The sequence below is a fragment of the Klebsiella michiganensis genome (assembly GCF_015139575.1).
Classification (GTDB): Bacteria; Pseudomonadota; Gammaproteobacteria; order Enterobacterales; family Enterobacteriaceae; genus Klebsiella; species Klebsiella michiganensis.
The window spans coordinates 1991399-2006346 of sequence record NZ_AP022547.1 but is presented as its reverse complement, the minus strand read 5'-3'; the positions used below and the strand labels follow the sequence as shown (position 1 = coordinate 2006346).

Genomic DNA, 14948 nt, shown 5'->3' with positions numbered 1-14948 from the left:
TTCCACCTCATTATTCATGTACATCTAAATAGCGATTCACGGCATTACGGATTTTATTAACCCCTAAACCATAAATAACCTGAACGTGATTGCCTTTGATAATGACGCTGGTACCGCCGCTGGTCTTCAGAATCTGTTCCTGAATTAATGCGGGGTCCCGCACGTCAACCCGAAGCCGCGTAAAACAGTTCTCGACCGAACAGACATTTTCTTTGCCGCCAAGGCCCAGAATGACCTGCTCGCCGGAAGCCCTGTCAGGCGCACTTACGCTTGCCGGTTGGTTAGCCCCCTCCCCCTGCTGCTCCTGGCCCGGCGTACGCATTTTGAAACGCAGAATCAGAAACTTACCGATATAAAACATCGTCGCGGTTTCCATTAACCCCAGCGCGACAAACACAGGCCAGCGCGTGAGGTGCGCTCCCGCCGGAATGTTGTAAACAATAAAATCGATAATGCCGTTGGTGGCGCAGACCCGCACATCCAGCAGCCACGCCAGCATCTGGAAAAAACCGTCCAGTAATGAATAAACCAGCCATAGCAACGGTGCGGTAAAGATAAATAAGAACTCAAAAGGTTCGGTGATCCCCACCAGGAATGAAGTCACAATCAAAGGAATCAGCGTGATTTTCAACTTTTGCTTATTTTCCGGCCTGGCGGTTGTATAAAAGGCCAGGGCCATTCCGGCGGTACCGAAAATTTTCACCATACCGTAGGTGAGAAATCGCGCCGAGTCGCTTAACGGCCCAGCGCTATGGGCAATTTCAGCGAGGAAAATCGGTTTTGCCCCCACCACCGTCTGGCCATCAATCAACAGCTGTCCGCCAATGGAGGTAAAGACAAAGGGCGACCAAATCAGGTGGTGTAGCCCGGTCGGGATAAGAAAACGATTGAGAAAACCGTACAGAAAAACGCCGGCGGCGCCGAAGGTTTTCATCACCCCGGTCAGCGCCGATATGCCATGTTCAACAATCGGCCAGACGTACACCGTGGCGATGGCAAACACGCCGACCAGCGGGATCATTACGATCAGAACCAGCTTGCTGTTGCCATAAATTGAGAATGCGCCGCGAAACTCGATATCGACAAAGCGGTTATGAATGAAAGCCACCGCGCAGCCCAGAATGATGCCAAGAAACACGCCCATATCAATGACCTGGAAGCCAAAAATAAAGGTTTGCCCGCTGCCGTAAAGCTGCGCGTTGCTGCTCCCCTCAACAAGCCGCCCGGTCAGAGTAAGCCAGCTATTGTTGGCCGCCAGGTACATAAACCAGGTCATTGCGGCAACAAAAGCCGCTTCCGCTTTTCGGGTTTTTGCCAGCCCGCTGGCCAGCCCGAGGCAAAAGAAGAAGCCAAGATTGTTCATGATGGCCCAGAGCATGCTGGAAACGTATTTCCCCAGCAGATAAAGCGAGCTCTCTTCCGCGACCCAGATTTTATTGGTTGTCATACTAAACAACGCAATCAGCAGACCAATAACCGGCAGATACAAAACCGGCCCAATCATGGCCTTCGAAAAATCCTGTAATTTTTTTACCCCGATCATCCTCACCCCCTGTCCCGCACATCGGCCGTCAGCGCCCGATACATGCGTTTCAGCCTATGCGCCGGCAGACATAATTCAGAGCGGTGAAATCGTCATCTGTGATGAAAGTCATATCTCTCTTGCGGCAACAGATATATAAGTAAAAGCAGATAAATAGATGACAGAGACAAAACAACGCCCCGCAATGACAAAAATATGTTAATTATTAACAAGATAAAATGATAATCCGCTGACAGAACACACCACGAGAAATCTATAAGTGATATATAAAACAATCGCAGACAGGCTAAAAAATCGCATCAATAGCGATGAATTCGAGGTGGGAGATGCGCTACCGAGTGAAAAAGCGCTGGCCGGGGAGCTGCAGGTCTCCGTCATGACCCTGCGCAAGGCGCTCACGCTGCTGGAAAGTGAGAAGCTGATCGTCAAACGCCACGGCAGCGGTTCATACGTGGCGCGTAAGAGCAATTATCGCGGCGGGGAACTTGACGGCTTCAACTACCAGATGCACATCGGCGGCGTCACCAACTATCGCAATAAGGTCATTGAGTTCACGATGCTTGATGCGCCTTTGGCTATCGCACAACAGTTGAAAATTGAGCCGGGAGAGAAGGTCTATTACGTCAGACGCATTCGGATGATTGACGACGTACCTATTCTGATTGAGAACAGCTATATACCGGTGGCGATTTTTCCCTGGCTAAGCGTTGGAAATCTGGAAAGATCGAAATTTAACTATTTCAAGAAAGAGTGCAATATCACCATCCTGGAGAGCCACCGCAGCTATACCCCGGTTCTGGCCACACGGGAGCAAGCAGAGCTCTTACAGGTTCCACAAAACAGCCTGCTGCTACGGGTGCAGTCGATCAGCTATGCCCATAACAATACCATTGTTGATTTATCCGACATTTACCAGAATACCAACAAATACAATGTTAAACATATTACGCGCCGCTAAATACCGCGGGATACGGCTGACGCAGGCCACCGAGAGCCGTCCAGCGTCAGCTGACGATAGACGGCAGCTGACGATTCTGCGTCGGCAAACGATTACCAGCCGCAGACGTTAGTCTCTTCGTCGGACTCGTAGCCGCGGACAATATTAATCAGATCTTTTACCGCATCGGCCGCCGTCTGCGGATCCTGCAGCTCAGCAAGAGAAGCAAACTCGCTATCGACCGAGACGCCGTTATTATTGTTGGTCACCGTCAATATAAACCCCTTTCCTCCGGCGTTTTCCACCGACAGCGTGGAAATAAGCTCAGCCACGGCCTGGGTGGCGATATCAGGGACATACAGGGCCATCGGCTTAAGATACACTTTTTCTTTTTTATCTTTATTATTCCCGTTGATCAGCGCTAACGCATAGCCTTTATTTTCACTGTTCATATTATCCCTCGATAAGAATTTTAGGATCAACGTAAAAGTCCACGTTAAATACGGTATCCTCGGTTAACGCCTCGATGCGGTGCCACTTTTCGGGCGGAAAAACGCCAAATTCACCTTCGGCAATGGTCAGGGTTTCCACCGGTTCCGCGCTGGTTTCATCGGCATATCCGAGATAGCGTATCGCCCCTCGCATCACCGACAGGCGCGGATAGACGCCCTGCCGGGTACCGGCATCCAGATGCCGCTTCCAGATTGAGGCCGGCGCCGTCCGCTTCGTCCACAGCGGCGTGCTCCGGGTATGCACATAGTGGGTAGGAATAATGATTCGCTGCATGATTTCGCCTCTCTTAACGCACCACATATACGGTCGAAAATGGGAAAATATGTTGCATATGATATACCCCTTTTAATCATTGCGGGTATTATTTTTTACCGATACGTTTTCCTACCCCTTATTGTACTCATTAGGGATTAGATCTATTCAAAAATAAATATGGGCGATTTTAGATAAACTAGAACCGCCCATATTAAAAGGCAAATTACTTATTTTCAGGTGAACTGAGCGGTCCCGGTTTACCGATTAAATACCCCTGTACCAGGTCACAGCCTAGTTTGCGTAAGGACTCCAGCTGCTCTTCTGTTTCGACACCTTCGGCCACGATGCGCATATGCAGGCTTTTACCCATGCTGATAATCAGCCGCACGATATCGAGGTCATCTTTCTGATCGGGAATGTTAATCACAAAAGAGCGGTCGATTTTTATCTTATCGAACGGGAAGTAGCTTAGCCGCGATAGCGAAGAATAGCCGGTGCCAAAATCATCAATGGAGATCTGCACCCCGAGCTCGCGCAGCTGGCTCAGGATCTCGAGAGAACGGGTATTTTCGTTAAAGACGTCAGACTCGGTAATTTCCAAATCCAGCCGATACGGATCCAGCCCGGTTGTTCTTAAGATGGTTACCACGGTATCGGTCAGTGAATTGTTCATTAACTGAACCGGCGACACGTTAACCGACACTTTGAGCGGCGACGACCAGCTGGCGGCCGCTTCGCAGGCGGTTCTCAGCACCCATTCGCCCAATTGATTAATCAGGCCAATCTTTTCCGCTACCGGAATAAATTCGGTCGGCGGGACGCTGCCGCGCAGCGGATGAAACCAGCGCACCAGCGCTTCGTAGCCGTAGATTTCACCGTTCATGGTGTCGGCTATCGGCTGGTAGTAAACCCTGAACTCACCTTTGTTCAGCGCCTGCATCAGGTCATCTTCAAAGGATTTATTCTCCTGCTGGCGCTGAAGCAGTCCGGGACGGAATACCTGAACGTTGCCGGAACCCTCTTTTTTCGCTTCATACAGCGCCAGGTCGGCGCATTTGTATAAATAGTCGGTACGGCTTTCCCCGTCAGAGATCACAATCCCGATACAGGCGCCAATCTGGATCAGCGAGTCGTAAATCTGATACGGCTGGCTGATCTTTTCCCGGATCACCTTCGCCCGCTCCAGCGCCATCTCTTCGGTTAAATCATGGGAAACCAGGGCAAACTCGTCCCCTCCCAGCCGGTAGAGCGTTTCTGACGTTTTGCGAAAAAAGGAGAGTCGGCTGGCCAAATCCTGCAGCAGCTTATCCCCGGCATCGTGACCCTGGGTATCGTTGACGTCCTTGAAATTATCCAGGTCAAACAGCATCACGACCGCCGAGCCGTTATAGGGCCGCACCTGATTGACGACCTCCTGCAGACGTTGCCAGAAAGAGAGACGGTTGGGCATCCCGGTCAGCGAATCATGATAGGCATCGTACTGCAGACGGCGGTTCTGCACCTGAAGCTTTTCTTTTGAGGCCTGCAGGTCGGTCGCCAGTAATTTCATCCGCACGTGGGCGCGACGCAGGGTGTTATTCTGCTTCAGCATCAACAGCCCGAGCGTGATACAGAGAACAATCAGCAGAATGGAAATCGCCGAATAGATGTAATAGAGATTTTGTATTTTATCGTGGGTCAGATTAACCAGATTAAAATCCTGGGCGAGCGAGGTGGACGCGAGTGAGGTCAACGGCCCGTCCAGGGTACTCATCTCCTGCAGCATCAGCTTCAGCTGCGCTGTCGTCATGGTGTCCAGCTGCTTATCCAGCCGGCCCAGAAGATCAATCAGGCTGTTAACTATCGCCTTACGGTGAGGATCTTTGCCGATAAACTTTCCCAAATCACCCTGCTGCAGCAGCGCAATCTGGCTCATCATAATTTCCAGACGCAGGCGCACCTCATCGTGGTCGCTTCCCTTCACCCCCAGCCCCATCGCGCTGAGTCGCGCCTCGAGGCGCATGTACTCGGAGACTATCTGGGAAACGGACCACGAATCAGTATAACGGGTTAATTTTTGCAGCTCACTTTGCCGCTCATGCACCAGATAAGTTATGTAACCGGTCACAATGAAGAGCGACAAAATAATGGCAGTGAGTATTCGATTCAAGATCAAACCCTTACTCAATTATAATCTTCGAAACCTGCCATGCCGAACGGGAATAATAAATCTGATTCTGCAATTCCGGGCTACTGTCGTAAGGATAAACAATAAATAAGGGCCCTTTATCACGAATGCGCATATATTCGCCGTTCATTTTTAAAGCCAAAATTACCGGAAATTTATGAAAGTCGTCCAGGGGGACAATCGTGGTGTAATCGTTGAGCGCCAGCACCCGGGCCGACTTGCCTTTGGCGCCGACTAAATCCATGAGTTTACTGAGGGAAATGCCGTCAAAGCGGACCTTTCCCGAATACCATGGCGTGGTCGTCACCAGCGTTTCCATCCCCAGCTTTTCTAATGCGGCGACATCAAAAACGGCGGTATCGCCCTCATTCGTATTAGCAATCAGGCCGGAAATAGTTAAAACGGGTTTGCCGACAGGCGCTGGCAGTTTTTCTGCAAAAGCGGAAGGCGAAACCATGACACAAAATAAAGCTGCAAAAATTAAACGCATTTAACTCACCCTTCCGAAATTGGAGACTTGTTAATTGTAAACCATTTAAGTCATTTCTTAAAAGGTGTCCCCGTTGGGTTCAAAAATTAAAATTAAAAACAATAAGCGAAGTCCTAAGCTCGCATTCTGAACGGGCTACAAGGGCGTTCATCCCCCGGCGAAGCAAACGCTTTATGCCTTTAAACGCCCAGAGCAGGTAAAAATCTTTTCACATGCCCTTCTGCGCGGTAGTCTCAGGACAGGCGCGAATTCGGAAAGCGTCTCATTCCAATAATTAAAAACTCAGCAACAGACAGGACAGGTATGGACTCAACGTTAATTTCTCAGCGCCCCGGCAAGGAGGCATGTTCACTCAACCGCGCCCGCAGAGCGGCCTGGGGCAGCTTCGCCGGGGCCGTGGTCGACTGGTACGACTTTCTTCTCTATGGCATCACCGCCGCGCTGGTATTTAACCGGGAATTTTTCCCGCAAATCAGCCCGGCAATGGGCACCCTCGCCGCCTTTGCCACCTTCGGCGTCGGCTTCCTCTTCCGCCCGCTGGGCGGCATTATCTTCGGCCATTTCGGCGATCGCCTCGGGCGCAAACGCATGCTGATGCTGACGGTATGGATGATGGGGATCGCCACCGCCTGTATCGGTCTGCTGCCCTCCTTCAGCCAGATTGGCTGGTGGGCGGCGAATGGGGCGGCGCGGCTCTGCTGGCGGTAGAGAGCGCGCCGAAAAATAAGAAGGCGTTCTACAGCAGCGGCGTGCAGGTGGGCTACGGTGTCGGATTGCTGCTCTCTACAGGGCTGGTGTCGCTGATAAGCTCCTGCACCACCGATGAACAGTTCCTCAGCTGGGGCTGGCGTCTGCCGTTCCTGTTTAGCGTCGTGCTGGTGCTGGCGGCGCTCTGGATCCGCAACGGCATGGCGGAATCCGCCGAATTTGAACAGCAGCAGCGCGAACAGCAGCTGCAGCCGAAGAAAAAGCGGCTGCCGGTCGTGGAAGCGCTGTTCCGCCATCCGGGCGCGTTCTTAATGATTATCGGCCTGCGCCTGTGCGAGCTGCTGACGATGTATATCGTCACCGCCTTCGCGCTTAACTATTCCACGCAGAATCTCGGCCTGCCGCGCGAGCTGTTTCTGAATATTGGCCTGCTTGTCGGCGCCATCAGCTGCCTGACGATCCCCTGCTTCGCCTGGCTGGCGGACCGCTTTGGCCGTCGCCGCGTCTATATCACCGGGGCGCTGATCGGCACCCTCAGCGGCTTCCCGTTCTTTATGGCGCTCGAAAGCCAGTCATACTTCTGGATCCTGTTTTTCGCGCTTATGCTGGCAAATATTGCGCACGATATGGTGGTTTGCGTTCAGCAGCCGATGTTTACCGAAATGTTTGGCGCCAGCTATCGCTACAGCGGGGCCGGCGTGGGGTATCAGGTTGCCAGCGTTGTCGGCGGCGGTTTTACGCCGTTTATCGCCGCCGCCCTGGTCACCTTATCCGGCGGCGCCTGGCATAGCGTCGCTATCTACTTGACCGCAGGCTGCCTGCTCTCCGCCCTTACGGCGATGCTGATGAAACCCAGCCGCCATGGCGAATAGCGTCGATAAGGAGAAATCATGATTCAGGAACCCTGCTGGCCGCTGCGCTTTAGCCACCAGCAGCTACCGGTTGGTTACTTTGCCGATCCCACCCTTGCCGAGCAGCCGCTGTTTGCCCGGGCGCTCGACGGTGAGGCGGTGGCTCAGCTCTGGCAGGCCCCGCAGGGGTTTGTGGTGCCGGGAAGCTACCGGAAATTTGCCGAACTCCCGGCGGTGAGCGAGCAGTTCGCCGGCCAGGGATGGCCGGTCTGGCAGCGCCGCTCCGGCGGCGGGCTGGTGCCGCAGGGGCCGGGAATTGTCAATCTCAGCCTGGCCTGGCCGGTCTATCACTCGCTGGGCGAAGCCGCAGAACCGATTTATCTTTTCCTCTGCGGCCTGTTGCAGCGCACGCTGGCGACCTTTGGCGTGGCCAGCCACTGCCGGGCGGTTAGCGGTTCATTTTGCGATGGTCGCTATAATCTGGCCTGCGGCGAGGGCGAGCAGGTGCGAAAAATAGCCGGCACGGCCCAGTACTGGCGACCGATGGCGGAAGGTCGAGGCCATGTGGTTCTCGCGCACGCGGTGGTATTGCTGGATGCCGACCTGGCGGCGGCTCACCGGGCGGCCAATGATTTCGAAGCCCGGCTTGGCAGCGGGCGGGAATACCGCGCCGATAAAACCGTGACCCTGGCGGAGCTGGTTTCAGAAGGCGCCGATTTGCTGCCCCGCTTTCGCGAGGCGCTGGCGCAGCAGCTGGAAAATATCAGCTGAAGGTCGCCTTCAGATAGCGGCTAAACGTCTCTACCGCCCGCGATACGCGCGGCGTGTAGGGGCGAATGACGTACAGACTTTCCGCAAACGCATCCACCGGCCGCCATCCCGGCAGCAGCTCCTGAACCAGCCCGCGGCCAATCGCCTCCCTGGCGCTAAAATCCGGCAGTAAGGCAACGCCCAGCCCCGCCAGCACCGCGTCGCGCAGGGATTCGCTGTTATTGGTGGCAAACGGCCCCTGTACCTTCACGCTCACCCGCTCGTCGTCGCGCTCAAAGGTCCAGTGCGGGCTTTGCGGCCCGCGCGGATAGGTGAGGCATTGATGCTGACGCAACGCGTCAGGCGAATCGGGGCGACCAAAGCGGCGAATATAGTCCGCCGAGGCGACCACCAGGGTAGCCGTACGGCACAGCGGCCAGGCCACGTGGGTCTCCGGCAGCAGCTCGCGGCGACAGTGGCGAATAGCAAGGTCGAACCCCTCGCTGGCGAGCGACACCAGTCGGTCGGTCACCTCCAGCTGGAGATGAAGCTGCGGATGCTGGTGCAGAAAAGGGGTGATGGCCGGGACCAGCTGCTGACGTGAAAATGCGACCGGCGCGGTCAGGCGCAGCGTACCGCGCAGGGGGCCGCCTTCCTCGTCGCAGGTGCCGGTAAAGATCTCGCGAATCTGCCCAAACGGCTCGTTCAGCTCCGCCACCAGCCGCAGACCATCTTCGCTTAAGGTCACGCTGCGGGTGGTTCGGTGCACCAGCGTTTTACCGGTAACCCGCTCCAGCTCGCTGATTTTCTGGCTGATGGCGGATTTGCTGACCGCCAGCTTTTCCGCGGCGCGGGTATAGCTTTTTTGCTCCTCCAGCACCGTAAGCCAGTACAGGTGGGTCCAGTAAATTTCCGGGCGGATCTCGCGCATAGCAATTGTTCACAGATAAAAACAATGAGTTCAAATATAGCGGTTTTTGCCGGCTTCAGCACGGGTTAGCATCTCTATCACTGAGGTAATCCGACAATAAGGACCATCTGCTATGCCATTACTGACGTTTGATATCATTGAAGGACGCAGCGAAAGCGAGATCAAAACCCTGCTGGATGCGGCACATCGCGCCGTGGTGCAGGCGTTCAAGGTGCCAGAGCGCGATCGCTACCAGATTGTTCACGAAAACAAAGCTCATCATATGATTATTGAAGATACCGGGCTGGGGCTGACGCGAAGCCGGGAGGTGGTGGTGGTGAGGGTATATACCAGCCCGCGCAGCGAAGAACAGAAGCAGCTTTTTTATGCCACCCTGCAGGCTGAGCTCCGGGAGCACTGCGGGCTGAGCGGCGATGACCTGATGATCTCGGTAATCAGCAACCATAAAGGGGACTGGAGTTTTGGCTGCGGCGTGGCGCAGTACATCACCGGCGAACTTTAGCCCTGGCGGCGATGGGACTGGCGCACGATGGGTTCCCCGGTGCGCCAGATCGCCGACGGCCCTTCAGTTACATCGATGAGCCGATTCAACGCCTCTTCCACCAGCCGCTCGCGCCGCTGATCGTAGGTAGTAAGCTGCCATTCCGGCGCCGCCGCTTCATCGATATTATCGAAACCGACAATACCCATCGTTAAATCGCGCTCGCGCAGCGCCTGAAGCGCCCCTATCGCCAGAATATCGTTTTCACAGAACAGGGCATCCACTCTTTCGCCTGCGGACGTCGCGTCCAGATAGTCGCTCATCGCCGCATATCCCCGGGTACGTAAATACTGTCCGGCAACCAGCAGAGTATCAAGCCGGCAACCTGCCTGCTCCAGCGCCGCTTCGTATCCTTCCATCCTCATTAAATGGTGCGAGGCGGTATCCGGCCCTTTCATATAGCCAAAAGTGCGATGCCCCTGCGCCAGCAGCAGTTCCGCAAGCTGTTTTCCGGCAATCCAGCCGTCAATATTGACCACCTGGATTTCCGGATGATCGGTATTACGGCCAATCTGCACCAGCGGAACGCGATGAATTTCAGTGGCAATCGCGATGAGTTCCGGCGTCAGGACCGTGGCCATAAACAAGATACCGTCAACCTGGAGCTGGTAAGCCAGCGCCATCGCCGTGCGGGTGTTTTCTTCGTCGGTAACGTTAATCACCAGCGCCATGTAGCCGCGATTCTGCAGCTGGCGGGTCACTTCGTTAAGCAGTAGCACCATATTGGGATTGCGCAGCTCGTCTACCGCCACGCCGATAATATGCGTTTGCTTTTGCGTCAGGCTACGCGCCAGTAAATTTGGTCGATATCCCAGAATATTAGCGGCTTTCATCACCTCTTCCCGGGTTTTGGGCTGGATAGAAGCCCCGGGGGTAAATGCCCGGGAAACCGTCCATTTGGAGACGCCAGCCAGTAACGCAACGTCGCTGGCGGTCGCTTTTTGTCGTTTAGGGGCGCTCATACTCGGTTTTAACGTTCCTGATAAAAAACATCCAATAGAACGTAAAATACAGCAAGATAAAATCCGCTCAACAAAAAACGCGCCGCGTTCTCCCGCCCCCCCGGAGGGAAAACGCGGCCCGTTGTCACTGACTTAATGTGGCGTTGAGGGCATCAATAGACGTCCGTAGCCCTGCTTCAACGCTCATCGTCAGGTCCTCCATCTCCAGCGACACATAACCGTTATATCCGGTCATGCGCAGCACCGAGAAGAACTCTTTCCACCACTTCAAATCCTGTCCACAGCCAACCGCCACGTAGTTCCAGGTGCGGGTTTTGGTCTGCGTAACCGGCTGATATTCCAGTAAGCCGTCGACATCCGCCAGCCCGCGTTCAATACGCGCGTCTTTGCCGTGAACGTGATAAATCACCCCTTCGAGCTTACGGGCTGCGGCAATCGGGTCTGCCCCCATGGCGATCAGATGCGACGGATCGAGATTCATGCCGATGATGTCGCCAACCGCCTCACGCAGGCGCAGCAGCGTGCTCGGGTTGTAAACCAGCTGGCTGGGGAATTCCTCGAGGGCAATCTGTTCGATGCCGTATTCAGCCGCATGGCGGGTAAAAGCCTGCCACCAGGGAATAGCAACCTCGTTCCACTGGTAATCGATCACGCCTGGCATATAGTCCGGCCAGGAAACCGTCGAGGTGATCCAGTTAGGGATTTTATCGTCCGGCCCGCCGCCCGGCAGGCCGCTCATCATGACTATCTTTTTCACTCCCAGCTTCGCCGCCAGCTCGACGGTACGGTAGCTGCTGGCGGTGTGCTTCTCGCCAAGGGCGCCGGGGGCCAGCGGGTTACCCGAACAGTTCAGCGCGACGATCTCCATTCCGCGCTTTTCCAGCTCGCCGCGAAACGCCGCCAGCGCTGCCGGAGAAGCCAGCAGTTCTTCAGTTTTAACATGCGGACAAGGCGACCAGCCGCCTGCGGTCATCTCCACGCCCTCAATGCCGTACTGCTTGACGCGATCGAGCATTTCCGGGAACGCCAGGCCGGCGAGAACATCGGTACAGAGTGCCAGTTTCATATTCTATCCTTCTTAAATGAGTGTCCTTCGAGGATCTGCATAAACGCGTCTTTGCTGTCGGCGCTGGCCAGCAGCGTGGTTTTCACTTCGTCATCAAGCAGGTCTGCCAGATCCGCTATAACATCAATGTGTTCATTGTTTTTTGCCGCCACGGCGACCACAAGGAAGGCCACTTTACCCTCCCCCCAGCCCACGCCATCCGGAAACTGAAGCAGCTGGAAACCGGTTTGCCGCACCAGATCAATACCCTCCTTGCTGCAGTGGGGCATGGCGACCCCCGCCCCGAGCCAGGTAGAGAGCGCCTTTTCGCGCTCCACCATTGATTCAAAAAAACCCTCGCTGACGTAGCCGCTGGCCTGCAGGGAATCCGCGGCAATACGCAGCGCCTTTTTCTTTGAATTCGCCCGACAGCCAATAAAAATATCTTCTGGTTTCAGAGTTAACATGCGCCTCTCCCTTCGTTAATGGGTCAGCGGTAGAGCGCCGGACACTCCGGCAGAGAGACGGCGTGCTTTTCGCCATCCTTCAGCGACGCCAGGCCGGCATCGCATACCATCGCCACGACAAATCCGTCCCACGATGATGGCCCGCTCATCTCCGCCCCCAGGTTTACCCGATCAACGAAATTCTGCACCTCGCGATCGTAGGCAGTGGCGAAACGTTCCATACAGGTTTTGGGGATAGCGCGGCTATAACCCTGCGCCGAACGGACGGTGGTAAGTGCCTGTTCGGTCAACGCGCTGATGGCATTTTCGCCAATCACTTCACAGCGAATGTCGTAGCCGTAATCGCAGTTAACAAACAGCTCATCATCAATACGTACGCCGGATTCAGTTTCAAAAATCACAATCAACGGATCCTGCAGATGCGCGCAGGCTCTGCGCGTTTTCTTCTGCGGTTTATCGACGCGCACCGAAACGATATTTTCGTTAAGCAGATAGCGGATAATATCGATTTCATGGGTCGCCGAATCGTTAATCGCCATCTCCAGGGTGTAGCTCTCCGGCACGGAGGCGTTGCGATGGGCGCAGTGGATGAGCAATATTTCCCCCAGTTCACCGCTATCCAGAGTGGCTTTTAGCTGGTTGTACCCCGGGTCGAAACGGCGCATAAAGCCCAGCTGCAGCATACGTTTGCCGTAGGCTACTTCAGCATCAATAATCGCTTTGGCTTCATTGGCGGTCGGGGTGAGCGGCTTTTCGCAAAACACCGGTTTACCTGCTTTAATGGCCGCCAGAATTTGTTCTTTATGTACCGGGCCAATAGAGCAAATAAAGATCGCATCCACGTCGTCTGATTGAATCATCTCGACTGCATCGTAATAGGGCTGAGCGCCATATTCGCGGGCAATAGCGTCGGTCACATTACGATTGATATCGCAGACGGCGCTGACCCTGGCGTTCTGGATAACCGTCTGGAAACGCTGGAGATGGTCGCGCCCAATCATACCCAAACCAATTAAACCGATATTAACTGTCATATATTCCTCCACGTTGCTAAATCAGAATCTGAATTTTTGTTCAATTTGTTCGAGGGTTAACCCGCGGGTTTCCGGCAGGAACTTCACCAGCAGAATCAGCATTATGACGTTGGTAGCCGCGAAGAAGCCGAAGGTCATTCCACCGCCGTAGCTGTTGAGTAAAATCGGGAAAATAGACTGAATGATGAAGTCAAATATCCATAAACCGAATACCGCAAAACCCAGTCCCAGACCGCGCATCCGCAGCGGGTAGATTTCCGCGAGCATCAGCCAGAATACCGGTGCGATCCAACCCTGCATAAAGGTCAGGAACACCAGCATCAGGGCGAGAATGATGTAGCTGGCACCGGTAAAGTTGGCGTGCAAGCCGCTGACGCCATCGACGGTTTCCATATGGAAGAAGAGCTTGAACGAGAGGCCAATCAACACCAGGCTAAGGGTGACGCCGATCTGTCCGGTAAAGAACATTTTCCGTCGGGAATGCCTGCCAATTAACAGCATCCCCAGTAGCGTGGCCAGAATAGAGACGACGCCATTAGCCACGGCGCCGGTCACCGCCGCCGCATCGCCAAGTCCGGTGGCTTTCAGCACCGTCGGCGCGTAGTACATAATGGTATTCACGCCGGTTACGCGCGTTGCCAGCACAATCATCAGGCCGATCAAAATCAGCTGCAGTACCCATTTTCTCTTCAGCTCGTCAACAAATCGGCCATGGTTGATGCCAATCTGGCTCACCTGCTGGATATCGCGGATCTCCTGCTCCACCTCTTCGGGCCGACGAATCGTTTTCAGCACCGCAACCGCTTTGTCTATTTGCCCCTTACGCACGAAGAAGCGCGGAGACTCCGGCATTACCAGCATACCAATCCACAGCAGCGCGCCGGGCAGCGCCGGAATGGCCAGCATCAGCCGCCAGTTGTGCGACATGTCGGGATAGAAATTGACAATGGAAGCGTTGACGGAGTAAGCGAGAAACTGCCCGGTGACGATCATCAGTTCGTTGACCGTCACCAGCCGTTCACGCTGCGCGGGTCGCGCCAGTTCTGAAATATAAATCGGTACCGTCACTGACGCACAGCCAACCGCCAGGCCAAGAATAAAGCGGGCGATTATCATCGACGACATATCCCAGGCGACGGCGGTACCGAGGGCGCCAAAGATAAAAATCACCGCCACCCACAGAATATTTTTCCGCCGTCCCTGTCGGTCGGATAGCCAGCCGCCGCCGACAGAGCCGATTGCCGCGCCGAATAATAAAAACGATGTCACCAGCCCTTCCTGCAGAGGAGTGAGGCCAAGATCGTTTTTCATGAAAATCAGCGCGCCGGAAATAACCCCGGTGTCGTAACCAAAGCACAGTCCACCGATGGTTGAGACGAGGGTTATTAATCTGATTTTCTTATCATTATCTGTTTTACGACTTTCAGTTATCACATGATCGGTCATTTTGTTGTCCTGTCAGGGATGAGCGTTCTATCGTTTTGTTTTTATGAATAAAAAGATCACATTGCCGAACCAGATACGGCAGGTTCTGGCATCAGGAATACATTTGTACCTCTTTGCACCCGGGTGCATTATTTAACAACTTGTTATACTCCACCGGATTAAAAAATCCATAACAAGTTATTTTGAAATATTCATTTCGTTAAGGGCGTCAACTTTTTGCTCATTGAATGGCCAATTTTGTCGATCGCAGTCACGATCCGCAGAGCTTGTTGCTTTCGGGGGGAGAAAAATGCCTGGTTCAGGCTAAT

The 14948-nt window shown here is 54.3% G+C and carries 14 protein-coding genes and 1 pseudogene; 4 read left to right on the top strand and 11 right to left on the bottom strand.

Annotated elements, in window-relative coordinates; translation table 11 throughout:
• Positions 1-10: 10 nt before the first annotated feature.
• Complete coding sequence (locus JLG71_RS09455; protein WP_025106061.1) at positions 11-1543, bottom strand: PTS transporter subunit EIIC; 1533 nt, start codon at positions 1541-1543, stop codon at positions 11-13.
• 259 nt (positions 1544-1802) lie between these two features.
• Between JLG71_RS09455 and JLG71_RS09450 the strand changes: the two genes are divergently transcribed.
• A complete protein-coding gene (locus JLG71_RS09450) occupies positions 1803-2501 on the top strand; it encodes a GntR family transcriptional regulator (RefSeq protein WP_014229998.1) in 699 nt (232 codons plus the stop codon).
• Between the two features lie 92 nt (positions 2502-2593).
• Here JLG71_RS09450 and JLG71_RS09445 read toward each other — a convergent pair whose 3' ends face one another.
• The 4 genes from JLG71_RS09445 to JLG71_RS09430 form a co-directional block, all read right to left on the bottom strand.
• A complete protein-coding gene (locus JLG71_RS09445) occupies positions 2594-2932 on the bottom strand; it encodes a DUF1869 domain-containing protein (RefSeq protein ID WP_049079461.1) in 339 nt (112 codons plus the stop codon).
• A 1-nt stretch (position 2933) separates the two neighbouring features.
• Complete coding sequence (locus JLG71_RS09440; RefSeq protein WP_049079460.1) at positions 2934-3266, bottom strand: DUF1971 domain-containing protein; 333 nt, start codon at positions 3264-3266, stop codon at positions 2934-2936.
• 205 nt (positions 3267-3471) lie between these two features.
• Complete coding sequence (locus JLG71_RS09435; RefSeq protein WP_200914151.1) at positions 3472-5397, bottom strand: putative bifunctional diguanylate cyclase/phosphodiesterase; 1926 nt, start codon at positions 5395-5397, stop codon at positions 3472-3474.
• Positions 5398-5407: 10 nt separating this feature from the next.
• Complete coding sequence (locus JLG71_RS09430; protein ID WP_032693833.1) at positions 5408-5905, bottom strand: molybdopterin-dependent oxidoreductase; 498 nt, start codon at positions 5903-5905, stop codon at positions 5408-5410.
• A 303-nt stretch (positions 5906-6208) separates the two neighbouring features.
• Between JLG71_RS09430 and shiA the strand changes: the two are divergent.
• Together shiA and JLG71_RS09420 are read left to right on the top strand one after the other, a co-directional pair.
• A pseudogene (shiA, locus tag JLG71_RS09425) lies at positions 6209-7485 on the top strand (shikimate transporter).
• 18 nt (positions 7486-7503) lie between these two features.
• On the top strand, positions 7504-8235 hold the full coding sequence (locus JLG71_RS09420) for a lipoyl protein ligase domain-containing protein (RefSeq protein ID WP_047723384.1): 732 nt from the start codon (positions 7504-7506) through the stop codon (positions 8233-8235).
• Here the strand turns inward: JLG71_RS09420 and JLG71_RS09415 are convergent.
• Complete coding sequence (locus tag JLG71_RS09415) at positions 8228-9145, bottom strand: LysR family transcriptional regulator (RefSeq protein WP_004852363.1); 918 nt, start codon at positions 9143-9145, stop codon at positions 8228-8230. The genes JLG71_RS09420 and JLG71_RS09415 overlap by 8 nt on opposite strands.
• Before the next feature lie 112 nt (positions 9146-9257).
• Between JLG71_RS09415 and JLG71_RS09410 the strand changes: the two genes are divergently transcribed.
• A complete protein-coding gene (locus JLG71_RS09410) occupies positions 9258-9647 on the top strand; it encodes a tautomerase family protein (protein ID WP_025106055.1) in 390 nt (129 codons plus the stop codon).
• Here the strand turns inward: JLG71_RS09410 and JLG71_RS09405 are convergent.
• The 5 genes from JLG71_RS09405 to JLG71_RS09385 form a co-directional block, all read right to left on the bottom strand.
• Positions 9644-10648 (bottom strand): LacI family DNA-binding transcriptional regulator, encoded by a 1005-nt coding sequence (locus tag JLG71_RS09405; RefSeq protein ID WP_182157813.1) that lies wholly within the window; start codon positions 10646-10648, stop codon positions 9644-9646. The two genes, JLG71_RS09410 and JLG71_RS09405, sit on opposite strands and share 4 nt — an antisense overlap.
• 124 nt (positions 10649-10772) lie before the next feature.
• Positions 10773-11714: a sugar phosphate isomerase/epimerase family protein gene (locus JLG71_RS09400; RefSeq protein ID WP_014230007.1), complete on the bottom strand. Its 942-nt coding sequence runs from the start codon at positions 11712-11714 to the stop codon at positions 10773-10775.
• Positions 11711-12160, bottom strand: a complete 450-nt coding sequence (locus JLG71_RS09395) for a PTS sugar transporter subunit IIA (RefSeq protein ID WP_014230008.1) — start codon at positions 12158-12160, stop codon at positions 11711-11713. Before JLG71_RS09395 ends, JLG71_RS09400 begins: the two co-directional genes overlap by 4 nt.
• Before the next feature lie 23 nt (positions 12161-12183).
• Positions 12184-13194, bottom strand: coding sequence for a Gfo/Idh/MocA family protein (locus JLG71_RS09390; RefSeq protein ID WP_014230009.1), 1011 nt, complete (start codon positions 13192-13194; stop codon positions 12184-12186).
• A gap of 21 nt (positions 13195-13215) precedes the next feature.
• Positions 13216-14640, bottom strand: coding sequence for a sugar porter family MFS transporter (locus JLG71_RS09385; protein WP_200914149.1), 1425 nt, complete (start codon positions 14638-14640; stop codon positions 13216-13218).
• Positions 14641-14948: the final 308 nt, after the last annotated feature.